The organism is bacterium, assembly GCA_026708015.1.
Classification (GTDB): domain Bacteria; phylum Actinomycetota; class Acidimicrobiia; order Acidimicrobiales; family Bin134; genus Poriferisocius.
Genome location: JAPOVT010000057.1, coordinates 42,897 through 68,742 on the forward strand (window position 1 = coordinate 42,897; position 25,846 = coordinate 68,742).

23 protein-coding genes are annotated in these 25,846 nt (G+C 63.6%); 12 read left to right on the plus strand and 11 right to left on the minus strand.

Annotated features, from left to right (window positions below):
• Window positions 1-98: 98 nt before the first annotated feature.
• The gene (locus tag OXG30_15385; GenBank protein MCY4136270.1) at window positions 99-1,298 is read left to right on the plus strand and encodes a phytanoyl-CoA dioxygenase family protein; all 1,200 of its coding nucleotides are present in this window, start codon (window positions 99-101) and stop codon (window positions 1,296-1,298) included.
• A gap of 18 nt (window positions 1,299-1,316) precedes the next feature.
• Here the strand turns inward: OXG30_15385 and OXG30_15390 are convergent, their stop codons facing one another.
• Window positions 1,317-2,138: a tyrosine-protein phosphatase gene (locus tag OXG30_15390; protein MCY4136271.1), complete on the minus strand. Its 822-nt coding sequence runs from the start codon at window positions 2,136-2,138 to the stop codon at window positions 1,317-1,319.
• Window positions 2,138-3,586 carry a hypothetical protein gene (locus tag OXG30_15395; GenBank protein MCY4136272.1) on the minus strand — a complete coding sequence of 483 codons (1,449 nt, stop codon included), beginning with the start codon at window positions 3,584-3,586 and terminating at the stop codon, window positions 2,138-2,140. Before OXG30_15395 ends, OXG30_15390 begins: the two co-directional genes overlap by 1 nt.
• Before the next feature lie 136 nt (window positions 3,587-3,722).
• Here OXG30_15395 and OXG30_15400 point away from each other — a divergent pair, with 136 nt between their 5' ends.
• Genes OXG30_15400 through OXG30_15410 form a run of 3 tightly spaced genes read left to right on the plus strand, consistent with a single transcriptional unit; the run spans window position 3,723 to window position 9,801 of the window.
• The gene (locus tag OXG30_15400) at window positions 3,723-5,945 is read left to right on the plus strand and encodes an ATP-binding protein (GenBank protein MCY4136273.1); all 2,223 of its coding nucleotides are present in this window, start codon (window positions 3,723-3,725) and stop codon (window positions 5,943-5,945) included.
• A 2-nt stretch (window positions 5,946-5,947) separates the two neighbouring features.
• Window positions 5,948-8,974 carry an ATP-binding cassette domain-containing protein gene (locus OXG30_15405; protein ID MCY4136274.1) on the plus strand — a complete coding sequence of 1,009 codons (3,027 nt, stop codon included), beginning with the start codon at window positions 5,948-5,950 and terminating at the stop codon, window positions 8,972-8,974.
• A gap of 14 nt (window positions 8,975-8,988) precedes the next feature.
• Window positions 8,989-9,801 (plus strand): tyrosine-protein phosphatase, encoded by an 813-nt coding sequence (locus OXG30_15410; GenBank protein ID MCY4136275.1) that lies wholly within the window; start codon window positions 8,989-8,991, stop codon window positions 9,799-9,801.
• Window position 9,802: 1 nt separating this feature from the next.
• Here the strand turns inward: OXG30_15410 and OXG30_15415 are convergent, their stop codons facing one another.
• The 5 genes from OXG30_15415 to OXG30_15435 all read right to left on the minus strand — a co-directional run bounded on the left by OXG30_15415 (window position 9,803) and on the right by OXG30_15435 (window position 13,782).
• Entirely contained in the window at window positions 9,803-10,693 is an 891-nt protein-coding gene (locus tag OXG30_15415) for a MurR/RpiR family transcriptional regulator (GenBank protein MCY4136276.1), read from the minus strand.
• 45 nt (window positions 10,694-10,738) lie between these two features.
• Window positions 10,739-11,608: an SDR family NAD(P)-dependent oxidoreductase gene (locus OXG30_15420; protein MCY4136277.1), complete on the minus strand. Its 870-nt coding sequence runs from the start codon at window positions 11,606-11,608 to the stop codon at window positions 10,739-10,741.
• Window positions 11,605-12,063 (minus strand): VOC family protein, encoded by a 459-nt coding sequence (locus OXG30_15425; GenBank protein MCY4136278.1) that lies wholly within the window; start codon window positions 12,061-12,063, stop codon window positions 11,605-11,607. Before OXG30_15425 ends, OXG30_15420 begins: the two co-directional genes overlap by 4 nt.
• A gap of 96 nt (window positions 12,064-12,159) precedes the next feature.
• Window positions 12,160-13,380, minus strand: a complete 1,221-nt coding sequence (locus OXG30_15430) for a S1 RNA-binding domain-containing protein (protein ID MCY4136279.1) — start codon at window positions 13,378-13,380, stop codon at window positions 12,160-12,162.
• A 48-nt stretch (window positions 13,381-13,428) separates the two neighbouring features.
• The gene (locus tag OXG30_15435; GenBank protein ID MCY4136280.1) at window positions 13,429-13,782 is read right to left on the minus strand and encodes an LLM class flavin-dependent oxidoreductase; all 354 of its coding nucleotides are present in this window, start codon (window positions 13,780-13,782) and stop codon (window positions 13,429-13,431) included.
• Window positions 13,783-13,942: 160 nt separating this feature from the next.
• Between OXG30_15435 and OXG30_15440 the strand changes: the two genes are divergently transcribed.
• The 3 genes from OXG30_15440 to OXG30_15450 all read left to right on the plus strand — a co-directional run bounded on the left by OXG30_15440 (window position 13,943) and on the right by OXG30_15450 (window position 17,383).
• The gene (locus OXG30_15440; GenBank protein MCY4136281.1) at window positions 13,943-14,338 is read left to right on the plus strand and encodes a hypothetical protein; all 396 of its coding nucleotides are present in this window, start codon (window positions 13,943-13,945) and stop codon (window positions 14,336-14,338) included.
• 31 nt (window positions 14,339-14,369) lie between these two features.
• Complete coding sequence (locus OXG30_15445) at window positions 14,370-16,601, plus strand: UvrD-helicase domain-containing protein (GenBank protein MCY4136282.1); 2,232 nt, start codon at window positions 14,370-14,372, stop codon at window positions 16,599-16,601.
• A 65-nt stretch (window positions 16,602-16,666) separates the two neighbouring features.
• Window positions 16,667-17,383 (plus strand): hypothetical protein, encoded by a 717-nt coding sequence (locus OXG30_15450; GenBank protein ID MCY4136283.1) that lies wholly within the window; start codon window positions 16,667-16,669, stop codon window positions 17,381-17,383.
• On the opposite strand, the gene OXG30_15455 is transcribed toward OXG30_15450, so the two are convergent.
• The 3 genes from OXG30_15455 to OXG30_15465 all read right to left on the minus strand — a co-directional run bounded on the left by OXG30_15455 (window position 17,340) and on the right by OXG30_15465 (window position 19,340).
• Window positions 17,340-18,053, minus strand: a complete 714-nt coding sequence (locus OXG30_15455; protein MCY4136284.1) for a hypothetical protein — start codon at window positions 18,051-18,053, stop codon at window positions 17,340-17,342. The two genes, OXG30_15450 and OXG30_15455, sit on opposite strands and share 44 nt — an antisense overlap.
• Before the next feature lie 191 nt (window positions 18,054-18,244).
• Window positions 18,245-18,628: a hypothetical protein gene (locus tag OXG30_15460; GenBank protein ID MCY4136285.1), complete on the minus strand. Its 384-nt coding sequence runs from the start codon at window positions 18,626-18,628 to the stop codon at window positions 18,245-18,247.
• Between the two features lie 241 nt (window positions 18,629-18,869).
• A complete protein-coding gene (locus OXG30_15465; protein MCY4136286.1) occupies window positions 18,870-19,340 on the minus strand; it encodes a hypothetical protein in 471 nt (156 codons plus the stop codon).
• A 123-nt stretch (window positions 19,341-19,463) separates the two neighbouring features.
• Here OXG30_15465 and sucC point away from each other — a divergent pair, with 123 nt between their 5' ends.
• From sucC to purH, 4 genes are all read left to right on the plus strand, one after another.
• Window positions 19,464-20,612 (plus strand): ADP-forming succinate--CoA ligase subunit beta, encoded by a 1,149-nt coding sequence (gene sucC / locus OXG30_15470; GenBank protein ID MCY4136287.1) that lies wholly within the window; start codon window positions 19,464-19,466, stop codon window positions 20,610-20,612.
• Window positions 20,609-21,493, plus strand: a complete 885-nt coding sequence (gene sucD, locus OXG30_15475; protein ID MCY4136288.1) for a succinate--CoA ligase subunit alpha — start codon at window positions 20,609-20,611, stop codon at window positions 21,491-21,493. The genes sucC and sucD overlap by 4 nt, the downstream gene beginning before the upstream one ends.
• Before the next feature lie 70 nt (window positions 21,494-21,563).
• Window positions 21,564-22,127, plus strand: coding sequence for a phosphoribosylglycinamide formyltransferase (gene purN / locus OXG30_15480; GenBank protein MCY4136289.1), 564 nt, complete (start codon window positions 21,564-21,566; stop codon window positions 22,125-22,127).
• Window positions 22,124-23,644 carry a bifunctional phosphoribosylaminoimidazolecarboxamide formyltransferase/IMP cyclohydrolase gene (purH, locus tag OXG30_15485; protein MCY4136290.1) on the plus strand — a complete coding sequence of 507 codons (1,521 nt, stop codon included), beginning with the start codon at window positions 22,124-22,126 and terminating at the stop codon, window positions 23,642-23,644. The genes purN and purH overlap by 4 nt, the downstream gene beginning before the upstream one ends.
• Here purH and OXG30_15490 read toward each other — a convergent pair.
• On the minus strand, window positions 23,641-24,486 hold the full coding sequence (locus tag OXG30_15490) for a methylenetetrahydrofolate reductase (protein ID MCY4136291.1): 846 nt from the start codon (window positions 24,484-24,486) through the stop codon (window positions 23,641-23,643). The genes purH and OXG30_15490 overlap by 4 nt on opposite strands.
• 13 nt (window positions 24,487-24,499) lie before the next feature.
• Here OXG30_15490 and icd point away from each other — a divergent pair, with 13 nt between their 5' ends.
• Window positions 24,500-25,807, plus strand: coding sequence for an NADP-dependent isocitrate dehydrogenase (gene icd / locus OXG30_15495; GenBank protein MCY4136292.1), 1,308 nt, complete (start codon window positions 24,500-24,502; stop codon window positions 25,805-25,807).
• The last annotated feature ends 39 nt before the right edge of the window (window positions 25,808-25,846 follow it).

Below are 25,846 nucleotides of genomic sequence, written 5' to 3' on the forward strand. Positions count from 1 at the left end.
TGCAAGGTCACTGCCTGTTGTGATGAGATGGTTTCCGAGCCGACGCTAACAGAGCGGAAGTAGCGTTGCCAGAAAACGGATATGAGGTTTTCACAACAATGACCCCCACCCCTCTAGGAGCTCGTCAAGGTCCCGCGGGCGAGGCTGCGGTCACGAGCCGAGAGGGGTTTGACCTCGGCGAATTGCGCTCCATCGTGGAGGTTGAAGTCGCCTTGCCCGACTATCCCCTGGCCGACGCGGTGGTGGATCGGGCGCTGGTGTACCGCACCGAGGATTTGCGGGGAGGTCTACGCGATCTGGACCAGGCCGCCGCCGTTCGCAGTGAGTTGACCCGGGCGCTGCACGACGGTCCAGGGGTGATTGTGATCACCGGGGCCATCGAGCCCGCAGTGGTCGACCGGGCCACCGAGGAATTCGAGCAGATCATCGCCGACGAGCGTGAGGCCGGAACCGGCGGGGGCGACCACTACGCCGAGCCCGGGGCCAACGACCGGCTTTGGAATGCGCTGGAGAAGCTGGCCGTGGCCGACCCCGAGACCTTTGTGGACTACCACGGGAGCGACATGATCGACCTGGCCTCGTTGGCCTGGCTCGGCCCCGGTTACCAGATCACTGCCCAGGTGAACGCCATCAACCCCGGCGGTGCCGCCCAGATGCCCCATCGGGACTACCACGTGGGGTTCATGACCGACGACGTGGCCGAGCGCTATCCCATCCACGCCCACCGCCTGTCGCCGCTTCTGACCCTGCAAGGGGGCATAGCCCACTGCCACATGCCGCCGGAAACGGGGGCCACCATGCTGTTGCCTCACTCCCACAAGTACGAGCTCGGCTATTTGGCGTGGCGGCGCCCCGAATTGATCGAGTACTTCGCCGAGCACCATGTGCAGATCGAGCTGAACAAGGGCGATCTGGTGTTCTTCAGCCCAGCGGTGTTCCACGCCGGAGGCCACAACCGCACCAACGACGTGCGGCGGATGGCCAACTTGTTGCAGATCTCCTCGGCCATGGGCCGGGCCACCGAGGCCGTGGACCGGGAGCGCATCGTCAACGCCATCTACCCCGTGCTGCTGCGCCGCCAGGAGGAGGGGCTTGATCCCTCGGTCATTGCCTATGCGGTGGCGGCTAGCGCCGAGGGCTATGCCTTCCCCACCAACCTCGACCGCGACGTGCCCATCGGCGGCCTCACCCCTCCATCACAGCAAGACCTGGTGCTCGAGGCCCTGGCCAACAAGACACCCCCCGACGAGCTCACCGCCCAACTGGCCGCCCACCGCCACCGGCGGGAGACCCACTAGAGAATCCCTCGAGGTTGACTAGGCGGGGCTGAGGTAGGTCGACCTGAGCAGGGCGATGGTCTCGTCGGTGAGTTTCAGGTGAGTTCGGGCGTAGCGGTCGATGCCACCCAGCTCAAGCTCAATGTGGTCGAGGAAGGCTTGGATCTGGCGTTCGTGGGCGCCGAGAATCGGCCAGAGTGAGGGCGGGGCTAAGCGGCGGAGTTCCTCTATCTCGTCGGCGACCACGGTGTTGGTGGCCAGGTAGTCGTCCACCACCGTTTCGCGATCTACACCGAGCACACCCAGCAGCAAGGCGGTGGCCACTCCTGTCCGGTCGGTGCCCCCTTCACAGTGGTACAGGAAGGGCCGGTCCGAAGCCGCCACCAACTCGGCGAAGAACTCCGCGAATGTCGGGGCGAAATCGGTGGCGAAGCTCACATACCGGCCCACACGGTCGACCGCGATGTCGAGACCCTGCGAATCGGCCAGCTTGACCACCGCGTCGAAGTCCCGTTTGAGCCAAAGATGAATGATCTCGGCCCTCAACTCCGACAGCTCTTCCTGGTCGAGGAAGAGCGAATTAGCGCTCCTGGGGTTGTCGATAGGCAGGTTCACCCACCGTACGTCGAGGCCATTGAGTCGGTCGGGACGGCGCTGAACCTCCGCCTCGCTGCGGAAATCGACCACGCACGCCAAGCCGAGCCGGGCCAGGTCGTCGCTATCGGCCTCGTGGAGGGTGTCGGAGCGGAAGAGGACTCCGCTGCGAACCACGCGGCCCTCGGCGGTTCGCAGGCCACCGAGGTCGCGCAGGTTTTTGGTGCCCCCAACGGGAACGAGCTGCTTGAAGACGTCGATGCCCATCAGCCGGCTGGCACAAACTCCTCTTCTTCGGCATCCCATATCACCTTGACCAGCGGGGAGTCGTCGGCGCCTATCTTGCCCTCGCTCATTGAAGCCGCAGACATGCCCGGCAGGTCGAACGACCCGAGGTTGGCCGCCGCCTCCAGGAATGTCTCGTTGGTGAGGTTGGGGCCAGCGGCGGTGGCAATGGCCGCGAACAGCCAGACCGTCTGACAGGCCCTGACCACCAGATCGAGGTTGATGGGCTGGCTGGGATCTTCGGTCACGTTGACCAGTTCGACATTCCCGTCCTCGTCGGTGATCTGAGCGTTGTTGTAATTCTCGACGCACTCATTGAGCAGGGGATCGTTCCCCCGGTCCCAGAACGTCTTAATCTGCGCGGGTGCGTACACGTGAAGCTGGATGGCGGTGGGATCGACGCCCAAGTTCAGGTAGATGTCTTCGTTAGACTCGCTGGTGATCTGCGGGATGTCGATCCCCGCCCTGATCATGGCCCCAGACATGAGCGCAGGCTCCAGCGAATACACCAAATCAGCATCCTCATCGGCGATCCGCTGGACGATCACGTCGTGGTTGGCCTCGGCGGCCTGCACGTCGTCAACCGCGGTCACCCTGCTCACCGAGGTGATGGTGGCGCCGTGAGCCTCCAGCGTTTCGATGAGGGGGTCGGTGAGAGAGTCTTCGCTGGCCAAGATGCTGAAGTGGACCCTCTTGCCATCGATGAGCCCGTCGGCCGCGGCAGCGGCGATCAAGTTAAGCTGGATTCCCAACTTGGTGGCCTCGGTGGCGAAGAGCAGGCCATTGGAGCGGTTGATGGCCTCCGGTGTCACATCGTTGCCGTTGACGGCGATGGTGTTGTTGCGCTCGGTGTAGCAGAGCTCGTTGTCCTCGCGAAGCCAACCGACGAAGGCGAAGACCATCTTGTCTTCCACGAACTTCACGCAGGTGGCGTCGGCCTCCACTGTTCCGATGACGTTGAGGACATCAATGTAGGGAACGAGCATCCGGCCGTTGATGCCACCCTTCGCGTTCACCGCGTCTACTGCAACTTGCCACTTGGAGGCCAGGTCGCCCTGGTCGAATCCGAACATTTCGGCATCGAGGGAGGTCATGCCGATGCGGATCTCTGTTTCGGTCACCCCTCGGAATGAGGCGGTCAGCGGCACTGGAGTCGCCTCGGGCTCGGGTTCGGGGGCTGGTTCCTCGTCGTCGGGCTCAGGCGCGAGGGCCGGCCCGTCGGCTTCGGGTTCGGGGGCGGGTTCGTCGTCGTCGGGCTCGGGCGCGGGGGCCGGCTCGTCGGCTTCGGGTTCGGGTGCGCTAGTGGCCGGCGCGGCCGGCGCGTCGTCGGCGGAGTCGGTGTCGGAGTCCCCCCCGCAGGCGGTGAGTATGAGCGAAAGAGCGACGAGCACTCCAAGAAGCCGTTTGAACACTTGAACCTCCAAAGTCACTGTGGTGGTCACAACGTAGCGAAAAACGGCGACTCCTCGTCGCGGTCCACCCGAATTTCGCAATATTTTCGATGAGTGTAGACAAAAATCGAAAGTCTGTCTTTCGCGATGCGGATTTAGGTGCTAACCATCTGTCGTGGCCGTCGAAGGGAATGCCCCAGACAACCCGAATCAGGATGCCGCCTCCCTTCTGAGCTCCACCATCCTTGACAACGAAGAGACCCGGCTGTACGCCGCGCAGGCTGCCAAGCGAGATGTGGTGTATGAGGATGCCGCGCTGCCCGGCGTTGGCGTTGAGGAGATGGGCCTGCGGGACGGCCTCCGCCGGGGCGGGATGATCACGTTCGGCACCCTGGCCGCCATCGAAGCCTTCGACGAACTGGAGGGTGTCGCGCTCAGCGTTCTGGGCCCCGACATTGCCGAAACATTCGACGTCTCCGACGGCACCATCACCTTCATCTCGGTGGCGGCGGCTGCCTTCTTGATGCTTGGCGCCGCCCCCATGGGCTGGCTGGCCGACCGCATGCGGCGAACCCCCATCGTGGCCATCGCCACCATCGTGTTCTCGTTCTTCTCCTTCGCCACCGGGCTGGCGGTGAGCGCATTCATGCTGTTCTGGCTGCGCTTCGGCGCCGGCATCGCCAAGGCCAATAGCCTCACCATCCACCCTACGTTGCTGGCCGATGCCTACCCGATTGCCATCCGGGGCCGCATGTACGCCTTGGAGAAGGGCATCTCCCGCGTGGCCGGAACGATCAGTCCGATCCTGGTGGGCGCGGTGGCCACAGTTGCCGGGGGCGATGAGGGATGGCGCTGGGCCTATCTGGTTCTCAGCATCCCCATAGCAGTGATGGGGTTCTATGCCCTGCGCCTACCCGAGCCCGAGCGGGGCCAATGGGAAAAGCGCGAGGTTCTCGGCAAGGGCCTCGACACCGACGACGGCATCGAGATCTCCGTAGAAGCTGCCTTTACCCGGATCTGGCGTATCGACACCATCCGGTACATGACCATCGCGCTGGCAGCGCTGGGCTTCGCGCTCTTTCCGGCCAGTTCCATTGAGAGCTTCTTCCTGGAGGAGGAGTTCGGCTTGGACGCCTTTGAGCGGGGGTTGGCCATATCGCCGACCGCCTTCGGCCTGCTGCTGTTCCTGCCGTTCATCGGCAAGCGGTTCGACCAGACGTTCAAACGCGATCCCAACCGGGCTCTGCGCATTCTCGGCTTACTGCTGTTCCCGCTGACGGTAACGGTGCCCATCCAGTACTTCATGCCCAACGTCTATCTGTTCGTGGCTTGGGCAGTGGTGAACGGGACGCTTCTGGGGGCGTCGTTCTCGATGATCGGACCCGCGGTGCAGACGGTTCTTCCCTACCGGCTGCGCGGCATGGGGATGGCCATCATCTTGTTCTTCATGTTCGCCATCGGCGCGGTGGGCGGTGGTCTCCTCGCCTCCCTTTTGCAAGACGAGATCGGGGAGCGGTCCACGATCATCACGATCACGGTGATCGCCATGCCCCTCGGCGCCTTCTACATCATGCGGGGGGCGAGCCGGATGCGGCGGGACTTGTCGCTGGTGGTGTCCGAGCTCAAAGAAGAAGAGGAAGAGCAGCAGCGTCGGGCCACCGATGGCGCCACCATACCCGCGCTGCAACTCCACAACGTCGACTTCAGCTATGGCCAAGTGCAAGTGCTGTTCGACCTCAGCTTCGAGGTGCAACAGGGCGAGACCCTGGCCCTTTTGGGAACCAACGGAGCGGGCAAGTCGACCGCTCTCAAGGTGGTCACCGGATTGAACACGCCGGAGAGGGGCATCGTCCGCTTCAACGGCCGCACCATCACCTTCGCCACTCCAGAGCAGCGAGTGGCCATGGGCATCCAGATGCTCCCCGGCGGTGGCGGGGTGTTTCGGTCGATGACGATCGCCGACAACATCCTGGTGGGCGCCGGCCACTACCGCCAGGATCGGGCTGCCCTGGAGCAGAGGCTCGACTACGTGTACGAGCTGTTCCCCATGCTGAAGAACCGGCAACAGGAGTTGGCCGGCGACCTGTCCGGCGGCCAGCAGCAGATGCTGGCCCTGGCCCGGGTGATGCTTCACCAGCCCGAGATCCTGCTCATCGATGAGCTGTCGCTCGGGCTGGCGCCGGGGGTGGTGGCTGAGCTTCTCGAGCTGGTCGAGACATTGAAGGAGACGGGCCAGACGATGATCATCGTCGAGCAGTCTTTGAACGTGGCTCTGTCCATTGCCGAGCGGGCTGTCTTCTTGGAGAAGGGCGAGGTGCGGTTCGAGGGGCGAACCGCCGAATTGGCCGAGCGCGACGACATTGCCCGGGCGGTGTTCTTGGGAGAGGAGGGCGGCTAGCGATGTTCTCGGCCGTTCTCGCCGCCAGCCGAATCAACCCCCAGGTGATGTTCAACGGCGCGGTCACCGGCATCGTCATTGGGCTGTTGGCCATGGGGATCGTGCTGACGTTTCGATCGACGAAGGTGATCAACTTCGCAGTAGGGAACATGGGACTGATCGGCGGAATGCTGTTGCCGCTGCTCGTGCTTCAATACAACTTCCCGTTTTGGGTGGCGGTGGCCCTGGTTCTGGTGATGGGCGCGGTATTCGGGGGAATCGTCGAGCTCATCGTCATCCGGCGGCTGTTCCGCTCGCCCAGGGTCATTTTGCTGGTGGCCACGGTGGGGGTCGCCCAGCTATGCCAGGTGATCCCGCTGACGTACCCCGAGCTCGACGTCAAGGGAATTCGACGCTATCCGGTGGTGACCTCGGCCAGTTGGCGGCCGTTCGAAGCACTGGGGGTGAGCGAAGTCCAGCTCTGGACGGTGCTTGCTGCCCCGGCGGTGATCGCCGCGGTGGGCTGGGGGCTGCTGGCGCTCCGTACCCACAAAGACCGCTCGAGCCGGCGAAACACTTGGCTGAGTACATGGGTCGTCGGGTTGGCGGTGACCTTCGGGGTGCTCGCGCTGGTATCGGGGGGGGGCGAGCCCAAGGGGATCCGTGTTTCCGGTACCCAGCTCACCATCCTCGTTGCGGTCCCGCTTGTGGCGCTTGGCCTCTATTTGGTGCTCAACCGCACATGGTTCGGCAAGAACGTGGCCGCCGCGGCCGAAGACCCCGACCTTTCCCGGCTCGCGGGCGTCAACCCGAAAGTGGTCTCAACGTTCGTGTGGGTGATAGCCGGACTCATCTCCACGATTGCCATCGTTCTGCTGTCGGGGCAGAGCGGCAGCGTGGCTAACCTCGGGGGGCTTGGCGCTTCCACTCTGGCTCGGGCCCTGGTTGCCGCCGCGATCGCAGGGATGACCTCGTTTCCCCGGGCCATGGCGGCCGGCATGTATCTGGGCATCATCGAGTTCACGATTCAGTTCAACTTCCTTGAGCAGCCGGGGTTGTTCGAATTCCTGCTGCTGCTGGCCGTGTTGGGCGCGGTGGCTTTGCAGCGAAGCCAGCGCCTGTCGACCGAGTCGTTCTCGTTCACCCCGAAAGTCCCCTCTGTACCCGACCATCTCCGCCAAATCTGGTGGATACGCCACATGAGTCGGATCGGGTTCGGAGTCGGGCTCTTGGCGTTGATTGTGCTGCCGCTAATCATCACCCAGCCGAGCCGGAATCTGGCCTACGCGTCGGTTCTGGCCTTTGCGCTGTGCGCCAGTTCGCTCACCGTCGTCACCGGATGGTCGGGCCAGGTCTCGCTGGCCCAGATGAGCTTCGCCGGAATCGGCGCGCTGACCGCCGCCGCGTTAACCCGCGGCATCGAGATGGACTTCTGGTTCATCGATTTCAACGCCGACCCCATACCGTTTGCGCTGGCCGTGTTCATCGCGCCCCTGCTTACTGCGTTGCTGGCCGCGGTAGTGGGCGTGGGCGCTCTTCGGGTGCAAGGACTCATGCTGGCCGTCACCACCCTGGTGCTGGCCTTGGCCGCGTCGCTCTACATATTCCGGCGACCGATTTTTACCGACGGCAACGCTCGCACCGTCCCGTTCTTGCGGGGCGACTTGTTCGGCATCAACCTGGCCAGCCAGCGCAACTACTACTACTTCTGCCTGGTACTTCTCACTGTTGTCCTCTTCATCTTGGCGCGGCTTCGCCGATCCGGAGTCGGGCGGGGGACCATTGCCATTCGAGACAACGTCGAGGCCGCGTCGGCCTACACCGTTAGCCCCACTCGCATGAAGCTGTCGGCCTTCGCACTGGCCGGCGGTATCGTGGGCCTCGGCGGGGCGGTGCTCGCCGGTTTGGTCCAAAGCATCCCGCTTTCCGAGCGGTTCTTCACCGTCGACGACTCGATCAGGCTGGTCGGCATCGTGGTTATCGGAGGTCTTGGCACGATCATCGGGCCGGTGCTTGGCGCCCTTTGGATCGAGGGACTCCCGTCGCTGTTCGACGACAGCAGTGTGGTGGCGCTGTTCACATCCAGTATCGGGCTCTTGCTGGTGGTGATGTACTTCCCTGGCGGCTTCGTCCAGATCCTCTATTCGTGGCGGTCGTCGGGGCTGAGATGGGCGGAGAACCGCTACGGCCTGTCGAGGCCGCCGAAGGGGGCCCGGGGCTCGGTTCAGCTCCCGGCATCGCATCGGGTTAGCGCCGACACCGGCGAGGCGGTTCTCGAAACGCACAACTTGAGCGTGGCGTTCGGGGGAAACCAGGCCTTGAGTGGCGCATCGCTATCTGTTCCCCACAACCGCATCGTCGGGCTCATCGGCACCAACGGCGCGGGCAAGTCGACGTTCATGAACGCCGTCGGAGGATTCGTGCCGTCTGGCGGCGAAGTGCGTCTCAACGGAACGGAGATCAGCCGCCTGGCTCCACACCGCCGGGCACTGCTCGGATTGGGGCGGACGTTCCAGGGGGCGACGCTGTTCCCCGAGCTCACCGTGCGCGAGACCGTGCAAGTCGCCCTCGAAGCCCGGGATCGCACTCCGATTCTGGCCGCCGCCGCAGGCCTGCCGCCTTCGGCCAGGATCTCCCGGGCGCAAAGGGCGGCCGCCGACGAGATTATCGACTTCTTGGGTTTGGGCCGCTACGGCGACTCCTATGTGGGCGATCTGTCGACCGGGACGCGGCGAATCGTGGAGGTCGGCGGCCTCCTGGCCCTCGACGCTCACCTGCTGTGCCTCGATGAGCCAACCGCCGGGGTCGCACAGCGTGAGGCCGAGGCGTTCGGCCCGCTGCTGGTGAGCATCAACCACGAGCTTCAGTCGTCGATGCTCATCATCGAGCACGACATGCCGCTGATCATGAGCGTGAGCGACCATGTCTACTGCTTGGAAGCGGGCCAGGTGATCGCCGACGGAACCCCCGAACAGGTGCGTTCCGACCCCCTTGTCATTGCCAGCTATCTGGGAACAGATAATCGGGCCATCACCCGATCCAACCTTTGAATTTGGTGAGGACCATGCCCCCTGCCTCCAGCAAACCCGATGGCGCTGCCAGTCAGACGCCGCTACAGCTTCGCCGGATTCTTCACTTCGACGGCGCTCTCAATGTCCGAGACCTCGGCGGTATGAGCACCGCGAACGGCCAGCAAGTGAGATTCGGCCTCGTCTATCGATCCGACGACCTTGCCGATCTCAGCGCCCTCGACCTGGCTGAACTTGAAAAGCGGTCGGTTCAGACCATCGTTGACTTCCGAGATCCCAAAGAAGCCGACGCTCGACCTTCGAGGGTCCCCCGAGGGGCTGCTGTTGTATCGGCTCCCTTCGCTCGAGGGGACCAAACTGCGGGCGAGGTGATGGAGTCGCTGGTTGCCGGGGAGCTGACCCGGGAGCACGCTCACCAGATTCTCCTCGATTCCTATGGGCGCAGTGCTGAAGCCGGCATTCCGGCGTTCACCACGCTGATCCGCTCGATCCTTGGCCGTTCCCCGGTCCTGTTTCATTGCGCGGGGGGCAAAGACCGGACTGGTGTGGCGGCTGCGGTCATCTTGTCGATCCTCGGAGTCGACCGCGATCAGATAGTCGAGGACTACTTGCTGACCAATGATCGGCTGACTGAGCAGTCCAGCACGTTCCAGCTTCGGCTGGCCGAATACCCCGAGGAGTCACGCGATGTGCTCTTGGCCTTGGGATTGGCAAAATCTGACTACATCGAGCTGGCGCTCGACGTGATCGACGGTGAGTTCGGGGGCATCGAGGCCTACGCCCAGGACCAGCTCTCACTCTCCTTGGCCGAGGTCGATGCTCTACGGGAGCTGCTGTTGGAAGCGTGAGTCAGTCGGCAGAATCTCGCCGGGTGGCCCACGGAGGGCTCAGCCGGTGTTCGGCGATCATGTCACTCCACAGCTCCTGAGCGGCGCGGGCTCGCTCGGGCCGCAGTCGTGCCACGGCAACGAACAAGGCGTCGACCACGGCCAGGTGGGCCAGCCGACTGGAAACGGCGGCAATTCGAAACTCCGACTCAGTTCCGCCGGCCAGCAAGACGTGGTCGGCGAGTTCTGACAGCGGCGATCGGGCGAACGTCGTGACGGCCACGGTATGGGCCCCCCCACTTGAGGCCGCTTCGAGTGCGGTCAGTGTCTCGCTGGTAGACCCAGAGTGGCTGATTGCCAGCGTCACGTCTCCCGGTCGAAGGAAACGGGCCGCGGTGAGCTGCATATGCGAGTCGTTGTGGAACTCGGCTCGGTGACCCAGCGTACGGAATCGAAATGCGGCGTCGAACGCCACCGCGGCACTGGCTCCCGCACCGAGGAAGATGATCGAGCGGGCGTTGACCAGCAATTCGGAGACTTGGTGGAAGCTGGCCCTGTCCAGCGTGTGTTGCGTGTGGCTGATGGCGTCGACGGTTGAGGAGAGCACCTTGGAGAGAATCGACTCGCGGTCGTCGCTTTCTGACGGGTCGGTGACGCCAGTCGTCGATACTTCGGCGGCTAGTCGAAGCTTCAGATCCTGGAATCCCCGAAGCCCGAGCTCTTGGCACAGGCGCACAATGGTCGACATCGAAGTCCCGGTGCGCTGGGCCAGCTCCGACACCGATTGGCGGACCACGATGGCCGGGTCGGCCAGGATCTCCTCGGCCACCACCGCCAGCTTCGGCGTCAGGCTCGGAAGAAGGCTCCGGAGGTGAATCGTCGGCGGGATTTCAGGGTTCTCAGATTCGTCCAAACCGAGGACTCTTTCGGTCGGGTCAGAATTCAAGGTAACAGTCCCTCATGGTCCATTCCCCGGCGGCCAACCCTCGACTAGGCCGAGTTCGGCGCATAACTCCAGGGAGTTCAGGGTGCGTCCCCGCCATTGGGCTGCTCGCTCGGGTTCCTCGGCCAGCCAGGCCACCACCTTCCCAGTGGCCTCGGGGGGCGCACCGCCGAAATTGTGCAGGTCGAGCGCGGCCATGGTCTCGGTCCAGGTGAAGCCGGGGTCGATGTTGACCGCGGTGATCCCGTCAGACTCGTGCTCGGCTTGCAGCAGCGGCACCATGCGGTGGAAGGCGCCCTTGGAGGCGCAATGGGCAAAGCCGAGCATCTTCAGCTCGACCACCTGATAGGGGGGATCGTCAACCTGGCCGGCCGACGAGGTCAGATTCAGAATGAGCCCCGATCCCCGCTCGATCATCGACGGCAGGATGAGTTGCGTGAGAAGCACCTGGCGCAGCACATTGGCGGTAAACGCGGTGTCGAGGGCTTCGAGATCGAGTACTCCTACCGGGTCGAGGAGGCCCGGGCCGCTCCAGATGGCGTTGTTCACCAGAACGTCGACCCGGCCCCAGGCATCGAGGGCTGTTTCAGCCGCGGCCCGCACCGACTCCTCAGACAGCAGATCCATGGTGATGGGCAGGGATCGCTGGCCCCGCTCAGTGATCTCCGCGGCAGTCGTCTCCAGGCTTCCGGGAACGGTCACGTCGCCTCCGCCATCCGACGTGGGCGGCGCGACCGTTCCCTCGCCTTCCCGCACCGTCCGGGCGGTGATGGCGACGTCGAAACCGGCGTCAGCCAGGGCTAGTGCGCTGGCCCGACCGATTCCCCGGCTGGCTCCGGTAACCAGCGCAACGGGGCTAGACCCTTGCTGGCTCTGCTCGCTCATGACAGCGGTCCAGACAATTCAACGCCGGGCGGCGGTTGGGAGATCTCGATCGCAACGCCGTCGGGGTCCATGATCATGAACTGCCAGAATCCCTTGATCTCCGACGGCCCGCTGAGGATCGGAACACCGTGGGCGGTGCAGGCGTCTGCTGCTTCGTGGATATCGGCCACTCGGACGGTGAAGCCCCGCAAGCCGCGCTCATTGTCTTGAAAGCCGCCCAGGTCTGGGTCGCCGAGATAAACGAACTCCACCTTCTGGCCTCCGACCAGGCCGACCACGACCCGCCCCTGGACCCTCTCTCGGCCCACGATGGCGTCAAGTCCCGGTCCTGAGATGGTCTCGTCGGACAAGACTTCGTAGCCCAGCAGTTTGGTGTAGAACTCCAGCGAGGCATCCACGTCCACCGGATGAATGATCACGTGCGACCAGTGGCGTACTCCGACTGCTCCAGACATGTTTGGTGTCCTCCCTCAATGGCCAGCGTCGGCAGGATACTCCAAAAATTATTCGAAAAAACGAAATCTTTTCGATTATTCGCCAGGGAAGCGCCTCTAGCCGGCGATGGCTTGGGAGATGGAGAGGTCTACTCGGCGGCGCTTGCGATCGACGGCTAGGACTTTGACCCAGACCTCTTCGCCGGGGAGGACGATCTCCTCGGGGTGATACACCCGGTACTCGGCCATCTCGGTGATGTGGACTAGGCCCTCGATCTCGTCGTTGACGGCTACGAAGGCGCCGAAGTCGGCCAATCGGGTCACCCGGCCGGTCATCAGACCGCCCACCTCGAGAGCAGTCAGCGGGTCGGGGGTGAGCTTCATGGTGAGGTTCACCCGCTGCTTGGGTTTTTGGATCGACTTGACCTTCACCTGCACCTCATCGCCCACGCTCACCACCTCGTTGGGATGCTGCACCCGTTTCCAGCCCATCTCGGTGGTGTGGACCAGGCCCCGCACGCCGTTGATGTCCACGAACGCACCGAAGTCCTGGATGTCCACCACCTTGCCGGTGTACTCGTCGCCTGCCGACATGGTCTCCATGAAGGCTTTGGCCGCCTTGCGCTGCTCGGCTCGGACCACCGCTTTGCGGGACAGCACCAGGCGGCCCGACACCTGATCGGCTTCAACCACCTTGCACTGCACCTCCCGGCCAACCAGCGCCTGGAGGTTCTCCACCGGCTCCACATCGATCAGCGACGACGGAATGAACCCTCGCACCCCCACGTCGCATGAGAGGCCGCCTTTGACTACGGCGGTGATAGTGCCGGTGACGGCCTCGTTGGCGGCGGCAGCTCGCGCGATATCCACCCAGGCAATCTGCTGCATGGCCCACAGCCGAGACAGCACGATGCGGCCCTTGTGGTCCTCCCGCACCAGCACGGCGGCGTTGACCACCTCGCCCAGCACGCACTCCCGGGTTAGATCGGCGGCCGGATCGTCGCCCCAGTAGCGCTGACTGATGACCCCAGTGCGGTCCCCGCCCAGATCCAGCTCGATTTCGTGGGGAGCTTTGGTCTTGACCGTCCCGGACACGATGGTCCCGCCGGTTAGCCCGTCCACCGTCGGCGATGCTGGCTCCCCCGGTGGCGCCTCTGGTTTCGGTTCCTCTGCACCCGCGGCGGGCACTTGTGGTTCTTCGGCCTCGGGTTCTTCGGCGACTTCGGGGGTTGGCTCGGCCTCGGCTTCTTCGGTGACGGCTTCGGTTTCGGTATCTAGCTCCGCGGCAGGTTCAGGCTCGTCCACAAGTTCCTCGGCAGTGGCCTCTACCTCAGACATAGGGGAAGTAACACTAATGGGCTGGACCGGAACACCGATAAGGCAAACTCAGGTTCCGGCTAGGCGGGCCACAACTGGGGCCATGTCTTCCATGGACTCGATCGACAGGCCGATGTAGCTGATATCCAGCTCCTCTCGCTGGCGAACCAGTTTGTCCACCACCTCTTCCACGGTTCCGATCATGCTGTGGGGCGACGCCAGTGCCTGGTCGGCGTCCAGCCGCAGCGTGGTGGTGGCCTCAGCGGCAAAGGCCAGTGCCACCATCGGCGCCGGCCCCTGGTCGAAATGGTCAGGCAAGCTGAAGACGTCATACCCCAACCCCTCCGCCCGTCGAGCCAACTCCCGCCATTCCCCAGCGTCCGCAAACCCCCGAGCCTGCACCCCAAATCGAAACTTCCGCATCCGAGCGACCTTACCCGTGGTCGACCGTGAGCAGGGTCGAACGGCGCGCGATGGCATTGAGTGGTTGTGATGGTGCAGGGGCAGAGGTAGGGTGCGAAGAGCATTCGGCACCGGCTCAAAGGGGTGCCCTTCCTGGTTATACGAGTGAAGGAGCATCGAGATGCCGGTGAGCGAGATCGAGCGGATGGAGTTGGTGGGCAGGTTGTCGGAAACGATCGGCAAAGAGGCAGCGGAGACGCTGATGGCATGCACACTGCCCGAGGGCCGCGACCAGTTGGCCACGAAGGCCGACATTGAAGTCCTGCGGGCTGACCAGTTGGCTATGAAGGCCGACATTGAAGTCCTGCGGGCTGACCAGTTGGCTATGAAGGCCGACATTGAAGTCCTGAAGGCCGGGTTGGAGGCGCTGGCCAGCGAGTTTCGGGCCGCGAATGTGGAATTGCGGAGCTTTGTGGAAATGAAGCTGGCCCGACAGGCCCGACTGCATTATGGGACCTTGGCGGCTTTTTTGATGAGCGTGTGGGCCATTTTCCTAGCGCAGAACTTCGTGATGTAGTCGAGGCCCGGGCTGTCAGTAGTGTGAGTCAATGCCGTCGACCGCGCTCACCGAGGGCCTGAACCCGGCCCAAATCGACGCGGTCACCCATCCCGGCGGCCCCATTTTGGTGGTCGCCGGCGCCGGATCGGGCAAGACCCGCGTGCTAACGCACCGCATCGCCTATCTCATCGACGAACTGGGCGTTTCCCCGTTCGCCCTCTTGGCCATCACCTTCACCAACAAGGCGGCCCATGAGATGAAGCACCGGGTGGGCGCCCTCGTCGGCCCGGTGGCCGACAAGATGTGGGTGAGCACCTTCCACTCGGCCTGCGCCCGCATTCTGCGCTACGAGCACGAGGCCATCGACTTCCCCTCCAGCTTCACCATCTACGACCAGGCCGATTCGGTGCGGCTCACCCGCTACATCCTCAACGATTTCGGATTCGACCCCAGGCAGATGCCCCCCCGGTCGATTCACGCCGCCATCAGCGCGGCCAAAAACGAGATGATCGGCGTATCCCAGTACAAAGACCAGGCGGCCAATGTGTTCGAGCGCCGCATCGGCGAGATCTACGACGAGTACCAGCAGCGCCTTCGCCGGGCCGGGGCCATGGACTTCGACGACCTCTTGGGCACCACCGTGAACCTGCTCCGCCAACAGCCCGATGTGCTCGACCGCTACCGCCGCCGCTTCGAGCACGTGCTGGTGGACGAATATCAGGACACCAACAGCGTGCAGAATCAGCTCGTGCTGCTCTTGGGCCGAGAGCACCGAAACGTGTTCGTGGTGGGCGATGCCGACCAGTCGGTCTACCGCTTCCGGGGAGCCGACATCCGCAACATCTTGGAGTTTGAGCGGGCCTTCGAGGACGCCACCGTGGTGCTGCTGGAGCAGAACTACCGCTCCACCCAGCGCATCCTCAGCGCGGCCAATGCAGTGATCGCCAACAACCTGGCTCGCAAGCCCAAGAACCTGTGGTCCGACCAATCCGACGGTGAGCGCATCGTCCGCTTCTGCGCCTCCGATGAGTACGATGAGGCCCGCTGGGTGGTGCGGGAGGCATACCGACTCCACGACGACGAGCAGTGCCGCTGGGATGAGATGGCCGTCTTCTACCGCACCAACGCCCAGAGCCGAGTGGTGGAGGAGCTGCTCATGGAGGCCGGTGTGCCCTACCAGCTAATCGGCGGCACCCGGTTCTACGACCGCCGGGAGATCAAGGACGCGCTGGCCTATCTGCGGGTGACGGTCAATCCCGGCGACGCAGTCAGCCTGCTCCGAGCGCTGAACACCCCCAAGCGGGGAGTGGGCGACGGTTCGGTGGCCAAGCTGGCGGCCTGGGCCGATGCCCATGGACTCACGTTGATGGACGCCCTGACCCACGCCCCGGAAGCCGGTGTGAAGGGGCGGGCGCTGAGCGGCATCAACGCGTTTCTGAAGGTGATCGCCGAGGCCCGCGAGAAGCTGGACGACGGACCGGTGGCGGTGCTGGAGCATCTGCTGGAAACCAGCGGGTACCTGGACCAGCTGGAGGCCGAGGCGGCCAGCGAGACCACGGGGGAAACCGATGTCAGCGTGCAGGCCCAGGGTCGGCTTGAGAACCTCGACGAGCTGATAAGCGTGGCCTCAGAAAGCGACAACGTGAGCGACTTCCTCGAGCTGGTCAGCCTGGTGTCTGACACCGACGAGATGGCCGACGATTCCATGCTGACGCTTATGACCCTGCACTCGGCCAAGGGCCTGGAGTATCCGGTGGTGTTCTTGATCGGCATGGAAGAGGGCATATTCCCCCACATCCGCTCGATCACCGAGCCCGACGAACTGGAGGAGGAGCGCCGCCTGGCCTATGTGGGCATCACCCGGGCTCGCCAGCGGCTGTATCTGACCCATGCCTGGACCCGAAATGTCCACGGCGCCTCGATGTACAACGCGCCGTCGCGGTTCTTGGAGGAGATTCCCGAAGAGCTGGTTGACAATCGGGGCAGCAGCCGAACCCGTTATCGCCAGTCTGGCTATGGCCAAGACACCGACCAGGAAGCCCGTACCTTCGCCGGGCGGGAACGGGTGGTGGACGCCGCCCTGGCCGCTCGCACCCCGGTTGAAGCCGACCCCAACCCGGTCCACCTGGTGGTGGGCGACGACGTGAACCACGCCACCTTCGGCCTCGGGGTGGTCACCGACGTGAAGGGGACCGGCGGCAACGCCGAGATCACTGTCAACTTCACCACCGCCGGCTCCAAAGTGCTCATGGCCTCTTTCGCCCGCCTCGAAAAGGTCTGACGGTCAATCGCACTGACCCCCTGTCGCAAGGGACTTGGCGTGCGCGGGCTTGTTACGGTGGCGTCGTGGAGTTGAGCCGGGCGCAGTGGGGTTCGGTCGGCTCGTTTGCGGTGAGGATTGTCCGTTTCGCAGGGTGTGTTGCGGATGCTCACCGATTGGGGCATGGACCCGGCGAGCAGAGCGATATCTGGGGTGCGGAGCTACAGCGCAAGGCCCAGAAGGTGTGGAAAGAGACGCTGCCCGCGCAATTACTGCGGCAGGTGGCCGACTCCTATGAGCGCTGTGCTTGGCTTATGCACTCTGTTCTGCCCGATGAATCGATCCTTGGCGATTGGGAGAATATGGCTAGGTATCTGAGTACGGTTGCTGCCGCGATCGGCGAAGATCCTGATTGCGCGAAACAGGAAATACCAGCGAGTCCTTTTCATATCGGACACATACCGGAAGTGATCCACTACGAGAAGCTCGTCGAGCTGATGCGCCCAGATGCTGTGGAGCAGTTGCGCGCTGCGGCATCCGCCGTGGCTCGGTATTGCCGATTCAACTCGACGATTGCACCCGACGACATGCAGTTTGCCTGCCTGCAAGGCCTTGCCAACGGCGAGAGACTTGCCAGCCTCGCCAAACGCCTCGGATACTCCGAGCGTCACGTCCAGCGTATACTCGCTGAAATGTGGCACCAATTCGGTGTCGCTAGCACCACCGAAGGCGTGGCATTCGCCGTCGCCCAAGGCTGGGTCACCACCCATCGCGACATCGCGTCGAGATCGTATCCTGCTTAAGAGCGCGCCTTGCAGAGTAGTTCTGCAAGAACAGTGCGGCAAGAGCGATGAGAATTCCTGCAAACCAAAGGCCAAAATATCCTAGTCTATAATGGCCAAACAATGAATCAAATTCTCCATATATAAGACTCAATCCCAGCACGAAAGAAGCAACTACAAAACTCAACAGAATCGCTCCAGTTTTGTACAGCTTAAGTTGTGAAAGAAGTATGAGCACTGGAGGTGCACTGCCGCCAACTATGCTAATCAATAGAAGCGGTAAATCGCTCATTGAAATTACGTAATAATCCCATGACGATCTATTATTTTCGGAACCTCGAATCAAAAGTACCCCCAAAAAGCCTCCTGTCAATGCTCCAGTGAAGAGGTAAAGAATTTTCTCTTTCAACGAAAGTAATCGAGGAATCGGGGAACGAATGTGAGGCTCCGGATGATTCAACGTTGCAGGAATGGGTGTTGCTTCTTCTCGATTGGGTAAAAGGCAGACCATTATGACAACTGCGCCACTAGTTCCAAACAAAAGTAGTGCGAGATGATGCCCGGCCCAGGTAAGCGATCCTTCAGAATGTGCAGACCTGATTCCAAGAAGTAGCAACGTTAGCCCGACCGCTAAGCTGGTGAATACAAGCAGTCTTTTGCTCATTGGAGTGAGAATCAAGATGACAAGCATAGGTGCCGCTCCTCCGACAACGACCCAAGCCCCTCGAAGCGGTTCGCATCCCCACAGACCAATCCTGCAAACCTCTATTTCACTCAAAGAAGCACCTAATAATGCACTAGAGTAAAGAGCGATTACTCTCGCTTTTGTCGACACCATCGTTGAACCCAATACCTAGCTGGTTCCAGTGATGTCCGTATTCCCTAGATTTGAAGCCCGGTTATCCCGACGGCGCCGATTTGCTTTTGAGTGCCTTCGAGTATGAAAGCCACTCCGCAGTCGGATTCCAGCTTGCCCTCAACGGTGGCCGGATCTGTGCCGTCAGACTGGCGCAACAACTCGGTATGCTCGTCCAAGATCTTCAGCGCGGCATCGTCGTAGGTGGATTTTTCTGCGACCTGCCCGACAGATCCATTCGTTGCAACAGAGCTGCCATCAACCGGTCCTGTCGGGCCGGGGCCGTTGCCGCCAGCGCTGTCGCTGGCGCTTCCGACACTGCCGCAACTGGTCGCGTTGTCCAGAGCGGGTTCCGCAGAAGCCACGGGGGTCAATATGGCTGCGAGCAGGCAAAGGGCAATAGCGGCCATGGCCCTCGTCTTGGCTTGTCGGAAATGGCGGTGGATTCTCATCTTTTCCTCCTGTGTCTTGGCTGTGCGGCGGAATCCTGCGGGCAGGACTCCGACCAGGTGTAGCTGTCATTTGAAGATACCGGGAGTCGAATTCGCATGGGAGCAAAATGGGTGTCAAAACACGACAAGTTTTGTCGTGTTTTGACGCTTGACAGGGTTGCGGTGAGGGTGTAAAAGCGGCAGGTTTTGCGGATACTGCTCAGGGGCCGTCGTTGGCGTTCACGTCCACGATGAGGTCGCCGTCGTCCACCCACACCCCGAATTGGGTCAGGCCCTCCCCGGTGGCCGAGTACACCAGCATGGGATCGCAGGTGTCCACAAACAGCCGTCGGTCGGCGTCCCAATCCACCACGCAGTCGCCGCTCGCCCCGGGCGACTGCACGTCGAAAGCAAACCAGCCCTTCTCGGGATTGTGGCCGATGTGGTTGATCCAGATACTGCGCCCCCGGCTCAGCGGGGCCCACGGCACCGGGCCCCGCTCGGTGATCTCGGCGGCCAGGTTCTCGGCGTCGCCGGCGTTGAAGTCGTCGTCGCCCAACTTCACCTCGATCTGATCGGACCCGGCCAGCGACACCACGGCGAACACCAAGCCCACCCCCAGCCCGATGCTGATCACGGAGTAGACAACCGCTCGCAGCGGCGTGATCTTGGGGCCAGATGCGACAGGCACGAGTCCTTCCTCGGTTCGCTCCCACAGACGGTGTTGCTCCTAGTATCGCGGCGAAGCAACGGCGGTACGAACCATCGTCGAATCACACCGCAAACTTGGCCATCGCGCTGCATTGGGGAGCCCGTGGATCTATTCGAATATCAGGGAAAACAGTTCTTCGCGTCGTATGACATGCCGGTGTCGCCCGGTGAGGCGGTCACCACCGTGGACGACGCGGTGGCTGCTGCGGAGCGATTGGGAACGCCGGTGATGGTGAAGGCCCAGGTACACACCGGCGGTCGGGGCAAGGCCGGGGGTGTGAAGTTTGCTGCCGACATCGACGCCGTCCGCACCCATGCGTCGAACATCTTGGGCCTCGACATCCGGGACCACATCGTCGAGAACCTGTGGATCGAGAAGGCCTCCGACATCGCCGAGGAGTACTACGTGAGCTTCACCCTCGACCGGTCGGCCAAGAAGCACCTGGGGATGCTGTCGGCCGAGGGCGGGGTGGAGATCGAGGCCGTGGCCGAGGAGACCCCCGACGCCATCGCCAAGATCTGGGTCGACCCGGTACACGGCCTCACCGAGGACCAGTGCCGCCAGTGGGTGCTGGCCGCCAACCTCAACCCCGACGTCACTGACCAAACGGTAGAGATGCTGTTGAAGCTGTACGAGGCCTACACCTCTGGCGACGCCGACCTGGTGGAGATCAACCCGCTGATCGTGACTCCCGAGGGGAAGGTGCATGTGCTCGACGCCAAGGTAACCCTCGACGGCAACGCCGGATTCCGCCACGACCTGGCCCCGTTCGACGCCACCCAGCCCCGCGACGAGCGGGAGGCTGCTGCCCACGCCAAGGGCCTCCAATATGTGGGTCTGGAGGGCTCGGTTGGGGTGATCGCCAACGGCGCCGGACTGGCCATGAGCACGGTGGACGTGGTGAACCAGGTGGGCGGCAAACCGGCCAACTTCCTGGACATCGGGGGCGGCGCCAATGCCGATGTGATGGCCGGGGCGCTGGAAGTGATCAACAACGACCCCGACGTGCAGTCGATCTTCATCAACATCTTCGGGGGCATCACCCGGGGCGAGGAGGTGGCCAACGGCATCATCGAGGCCATGAACCGGGTGGATATCGCCTCGCCCATCGTTATCCGCCTCGACGGCACCAACGCGGATGAGGGCCGAGCGCTGCTGGAGCCTCATCTGAGCGATCGGCTCATGATGGCGCCCACCATGCTGGAAGCAGCCCGAGAAGCCGTCGCCCTGGCGGAAGGAGCCGGGTCATGAGCATCTTCGTCGACGAGAACACCAAGGTGGTCTACCAGGGCCTCACCGGGAGCCAGGGCCGGTACTACGGCATGCTGAACCGGGACTACGGCACCCAGGTGGTGGCCGGAACCAATCCCAAGAAGGCGGGCACCGACGTGGAGGGCGTGCCCATCTTCGCCACAGTGGCCGATGCCGTTGAGGCCACCGGGGCCAACGTGTCGTGCGTGTTCATCCCCGCCGCCGGGGTGCGCAGCGCAGTGCTCGAGGCCGCCGAGGGCGGGGTGGAACTGATCGTGGTGATCACCGAGGGCGTGCCCATGCACGACGAGGCCTACTTCTACAACAAGCTCAAGGCCGACTACCCGGGTGTGCGGCTGCTCGGCCCCAACTGTCCCGGTCTCATCAGCCCCGGCAAGGCCAACATCGGCATCACCGCCGGCCACATCGCCAAGGAGGGCGGCCCGGTGGGGATAGTGAGCCGCTCGGGCACCCTCACCTACCAGGCACTGTATGAGCTGAAGCAAAAGGACATCGGCTGCACCACCTGCGTGGGTATCGGCGGCGACCCGGTGCCGGGCACTTCGTTCATCGATTGCCTGGCCGCCTTCGAGGAAGACCCCGAGACCGAAGCGGTGATGATGATCGGCGAGATCGGCGGCTCGGCCGAGGAGGAGGCCGCTGAGTTCATCGCCGCCAATGTCTCGAAGCCGGTGGTGGCCTACATCGCCGGTCTCACCGCTCCGCCGGGCAAGAAGATGGGCCACGCCGGCGCCATCGTGTCGGGGGGCAAAGGCACCGCCCAGGCCAAAATGGACGCCTTGGCCGCCGCCGGAGTCCGCATCGGCCAGAGCCCCAGCGAGGCCGGCGACATCATGGACGAGGTGGTCGCCGCCCTCTGACCGAAGGGGCGAAACGACTGGCCAAAAGACATCCCGAGCAGCCCACGAGGCGGGTGGTAGGTTCGGCCCGATGCGACTAGCGGTGTTGGCGTCGGGGAGTGGGACGATTCTTGATGCCATGGCCCGCAGGGGGCTGCCAATCTCGTTGGTGATGGTGGACCGGGCTTGTGGGGCGGAGAAGGTGGCCGCCGATCATGGGCTGATGTGTGTGTTGGTGGAGCGGGATTGCTTTGAGGCTGATTTCGACCGGGTGGGTTACACCCGGAGGGTGACCGAGCGCCTCCAGGCCGAGGGGATCGAGTTGGTGGCCATGGCGGGGTTTGGGACGGTGTTGGATCAGCCGATGCAGGACGCCTATGGGGGGCGCATACTCAATACCCACCCGTCGCTGTTGCCCGCCTTTCCGGGTTGGCACGCGGTGGAGGACGCCCTGGAGTACGGGGTGAAGGTCACCGGCTGCACGGTACACGTGGCCACTCTGGAGGTGGACGCCGGGCCGATCCTGGCCCAGCACCCCGTTGCTGTGGAGCCCGACGACACGGTGGACACGCTGCATGAGCGCATCAAAACGGTGGAACGCGACCTGTACATTCGCACTATCCAGGAAATCATCAACCGAGGGCATGTCTTATGAGCCAGGGAGCTGAGCGCCCTCCTCGGGCGTTGGTGTCGGTGTATGACAAGACCGGAGTAATCAATCTGGCCCAGCGGCTGGTGGCCCTGGGGTGGGAGATCATCTCCAGCGGTGGAACCGCACGAGCGCTGGCTGACGCCGGGATCCCGGTCATCCCGGTGGAGGAAGTGACCGGGGCTCCCGAGATGATGGACGGCCGGGTCAAGACCGTCCATCCCGCGATCCACGGGGGCCTGTTGGCCGACATGACGAATCCCGGTCACGTTGAGGACATGGATAATCGGGGGATTGTCCCCATCAATCTGGTGGTGAGCAACCTCTACCCCTTCGGTTCCGACCCCTCGGTTGAGCAGATCGACATCGGAGGACCGGCCATGGTCCGGGCCGCAGCCAAGAACCACGAGCGGGTCGGCGTAGTGGTACGACCCGACGACTACCTAGCAGTGCTCGACGAATTGGAGACTGACGGCACGCTCTCTGATGCGACCCGGCGGCGGCTGGCCCGCATCGCGTTCACTCACACCAGCGCCTACGACGCGGCCATAACCGACTGGCTGTCAGACGCCGACGACGAGGAGCTTCCCCCCACCGTGGCGCTGACCTTGGAGCGCCAAGAGGTGTTGCGCTACGGCGAGAACCCCCACCAGGCCGGGGCCCGCTATCGGATCGCCGGCCAGTCGAGCTGGTGGGATGAGGCAACCCAGCTTCAGGGCAAAGCCATGTCGTACCTCAACGTGTTCGACGCCGATGCCGCCTGGCGTTTGGCCCACTCGCTGGGCGACGACCCGGCCGCCGCGGTGATAAAGCATGCCAACCCGTGCGGGGCGGTCGTGGCCGACGACATCGCCACCGCCTATCGGCGGGCCCACGAGTGCGATCCGGTGTCGGCCTTCGGGGGGATCGTGGCCGTGAACCGCCCGGTCACTGTCGAGATGGCTGAGGCCATGGCCGACGTGTTCACCGAGGTGCTCATCGCCCCCGAATACGAGGAGGCCGCGCTGGCCCTGCTGGGCAAGAAGAAGAACTTGCGGGTACTCCACGCCCCGCCGCCCGAGGTTGCGGAGCTAGAAGTCCGCACCCTCGGGGGCACTGCCCTGGTGCAAACCCCCGACATCGTCACCATGGACCGCTCTTTTTGGCAGGTGGTCACCGAGCGGGCTCCTACCGACGAACAGTGGGCCGATTTGGAGTTGGCCTGGCGGGTGGCGGCCCGGGTGGGATCCAACTGCATTGTGCTGGCCAAAGACCGCCAGGCGGTGGGCATCGGCGCGGGCCAGCAGAACCGCCGTGACGCCGGGCGCATCGCGGCTGAGAAGGCCGCCGGCCGGGCCGCCGGTGGTGCCTGCGCCAGCGACGCCTTCTTCCCCTTCCGCGACGGCCTCGATGCCGCCGCCGAAGCCGACTGCGCCGCCGTCATCCAACCCGGCGGCTCAGTACGCGACCAAGAAGTAATCGACGCCGCCAACGAGCACGGCATGTCAATGGTGTTCACCGGCGAGCGCCACTTCCGCCACTAGTGGCTGAGCAACTCGGCAATCAGGGTTGTTGCTTCTGCCCGGTTCAGCGTGTAGAGGTGGATGCCGGGGGCGCCGGCGTCTAGCAGCGATTGGGCTAGCTCGGCGGCGGCTTCGGCGGCGGCGGTTATGCGGTTGGGGGCGGGCAGCGATTCGAGTCGGGTGAACAGATCCTCGGGAACCGTGGAGCCATTCATAGCGGCATAGCGGTGGATGCTCTTGGGCCAGATCACGGGCATGACGCCGGGGATCACTGGGCGATGGCACCCCAAGTCGGCCAGCTCGTTGCGCAGCTGGGTGTAGTCGGCGGGGTCGAAGAAGAACTGGGTGATGGCGAAGTCGGCCTGGCCCAACTTGCTAGCCAGAAACGCCCGGTCGGAGGCTCGATCAGTCGACCGGGGGTGGACCTCGGGGTGGGCGGCCACTCCCACGCTGAAGTCAGCCGGATGTTCCCGGATCACCTCCACCAGCTCGAAGGAGTAGCGGAAGTCGCCGCTGATGGCTGACCCGTCGGGCGGGTCGCCGGCCAGGGCCAAGATGTTTACCACCCCGGCGGCGGCATAGTCGTCCAGCAGGGCGGCGACACCCTGTCTGGTATGGCCCACGCAGGTCAGATGGGCCATGGCCGGGAAGGGCCGATCCCGGCAGATGTCGGTCACGATGTCGCGGGTGCGGTCGTGGCCATCGCCCCCCACCCCGCAGGTCACCGACACGAATGAGGGCGACAACCCAGCCAGCTCATCCAGTGTCTTCTCCAGTTGCTTGGCGGCAACCTCGTCGGCCGGGGGGAAAAACTCGAACGACAGCGTGGTCTGGGCACCCAGCAAGTCGACAATCCGCGTCATCAAGGAGCAGCGTATGGCTCGGTTCCTGGTGAGTCGGCATTGTTTGCCGCTGCCCACCAGCCCTTGCTGGTACTTGTTTCTTGGCTTCGTTGGGTGCGAAGGCTCGTCGGTATGCTCGCCTTATATGGGCGACAAGATCACAATCGGAGCTGATGGCAAGCTCAATGTCTCTGACAATCCCACTATCCCGTTCATCGAGGGCGACGGAACCGGGGTGGACATCTGGCCGGCGGCCAAGCACGTTTTGGATGCCGCAGCGGGCAAGCACGGGCGCAAGATCGACTGGATAGAGGTGCTGGCCGGCGAGAAGGCGTTCAACGAGACCGGCGACTGGCTTCCCCAGGACACCATTGAGAAGTTCACCGAGTATCTCATCGGCATCAAGGGCCCTCTGACCACCCCGGTGGGGGGCGGCTTCCGCAGCCTCAATGTGTCGATCCGCCAGATCATGGATCTGTACGTGTGCCTGCGCCCGGTGCGCTGGTTCACCAATGTGCCGTCTCCGGTGAAGAACCCCCAGTTGGTGGACATGGTTATCTTCCGGGAGAACACCGAGGACATCTACGCCGGGCTCGAAGTGGAGGCCTTTACTCCCGAGGCGGCCAAGCTCCGCGACCTGCTCCACGACGCCTTGGGCTGGGACATCGCCGAAGACGCCGGCATCGGTGTCAAGCCGGTGTCCAAGACCGGGTCGCAGCGCCTCCAGCGGGCCGCGCTGAACTATGCCGTCCGGCGGAACCGCAAGCGGATCCACTGGGTCCACAAGGGCAACATCATGAAGTTCACCGAAGGGGCCTTCCGCGGCTGGGGATACGAGTTGGTGCGCGAGGAGTTCTCCGACGTGGCCGTGGGCTGGGACGACTGCGGCGGCGACGCTGGCGACAAGATCCTGGTGCAGGACGCCATCGCCGACATCGCCCTCCAGCAGGTGCTCACCCGCCCGGCTGAGTTCGACGTGATCGCCACCATGAACCTCAACGGCGACTACCTGTCCGACGCCCTAGCTGCCCAGGTAGGGGGCATCGGCATCGCTCCGGGGGCCAACATCAACTACGTGACCGGCCACGGCGTGTTCGAGGCCACCCACGGCACCGCCCCCAAATACGCCGGACAGGACAAGGTGAACCCGTCGTCGGTGCTGTTGTCGGGCGTGCTGATGTTCGAGCACCTGGGCTGGGACGATGCGGCTGAAGACATCATCAACGCCGTGGAGGCCACCATCGGCGAGAAGATCGTGACCTACGACTTCGCCCGCCTCATGGACGGGGCCACCGAGGTGAAGTGCTCGGAGTTCGCGTCGGCCATCGTCGACCGGCTCTAGCCGCCTGAACACAACCACACTCCTCAGTTCCGCACTCAG

Excerpts from the sequence above, each read along its gene's own strand:
- OXG30_15385 (MCY4136270.1), top strand. The coding sequence starts at position 99 with ATGACCCCCACCCCTCTAGGAGCTCGTCAAGGTCCCGCGGGCGAGGCT.
- OXG30_15390 (MCY4136271.1), bottom strand. The coding sequence starts at position 2,138 with ATGGGCATCGACGTCTTCAAGCAGCTCGTTCCCGTTGGGGGCACCAAA.
- OXG30_15405 (MCY4136274.1), top strand. The coding sequence starts at position 5,948 with ATGTTCTCGGCCGTTCTCGCCGCCAGCCGAATCAACCCCCAGGTGATG.
- OXG30_15410 (MCY4136275.1), top strand. The coding sequence starts at position 8,989 with ATGCCCCCTGCCTCCAGCAAACCCGATGGCGCTGCCAGTCAGACGCCG.
- OXG30_15420 (MCY4136277.1), bottom strand. The coding sequence starts at position 11,608 with ATGAGCGAGCAGAGCCAGCAAGGGTCTAGCCCCGTTGCGCTGGTTACC.
- OXG30_15425 (MCY4136278.1), bottom strand. The coding sequence starts at position 12,063 with ATGTCTGGAGCAGTCGGAGTACGCCACTGGTCGCACGTGATCATTCAT.
- OXG30_15430 (MCY4136279.1), bottom strand. The coding sequence starts at position 13,380 with ATGTCTGAGGTAGAGGCCACTGCCGAGGAACTTGTGGACGAGCCTGAA.
- OXG30_15435 (MCY4136280.1), bottom strand. The coding sequence starts at position 13,782 with ATGCGGAAGTTTCGATTTGGGGTGCAGGCTCGGGGGTTTGCGGACGCT.
- OXG30_15440 (MCY4136281.1), top strand. The coding sequence starts at position 13,943 with ATGCCGGTGAGCGAGATCGAGCGGATGGAGTTGGTGGGCAGGTTGTCG.
- OXG30_15445 (MCY4136282.1), top strand. The coding sequence starts at position 14,370 with ATGCCGTCGACCGCGCTCACCGAGGGCCTGAACCCGGCCCAAATCGAC.
- OXG30_15455 (MCY4136284.1), bottom strand. The coding sequence starts at position 18,053 with ATGCTTGTCATCTTGATTCTCACTCCAATGAGCAAAAGACTGCTTGTA.
- OXG30_15460 (MCY4136285.1), bottom strand. The coding sequence starts at position 18,628 with ATGGCCGCTATTGCCCTTTGCCTGCTCGCAGCCATATTGACCCCCGTG.
- sucD (MCY4136288.1), top strand. The coding sequence starts at position 20,609 with ATGAGCATCTTCGTCGACGAGAACACCAAGGTGGTCTACCAGGGCCTC.
- purN (MCY4136289.1), top strand. The coding sequence starts at position 21,564 with ATGCGACTAGCGGTGTTGGCGTCGGGGAGTGGGACGATTCTTGATGCC.
- purH (MCY4136290.1), top strand. The coding sequence starts at position 22,124 with ATGAGCCAGGGAGCTGAGCGCCCTCCTCGGGCGTTGGTGTCGGTGTAT.
- OXG30_15490 (MCY4136291.1), bottom strand. The coding sequence starts at position 24,486 with ATGACGCGGATTGTCGACTTGCTGGGTGCCCAGACCACGCTGTCGTTC.
- icd (MCY4136292.1), top strand. The coding sequence starts at position 24,500 with ATGGCTCGGTTCCTGGTGAGTCGGCATTGTTTGCCGCTGCCCACCAGC.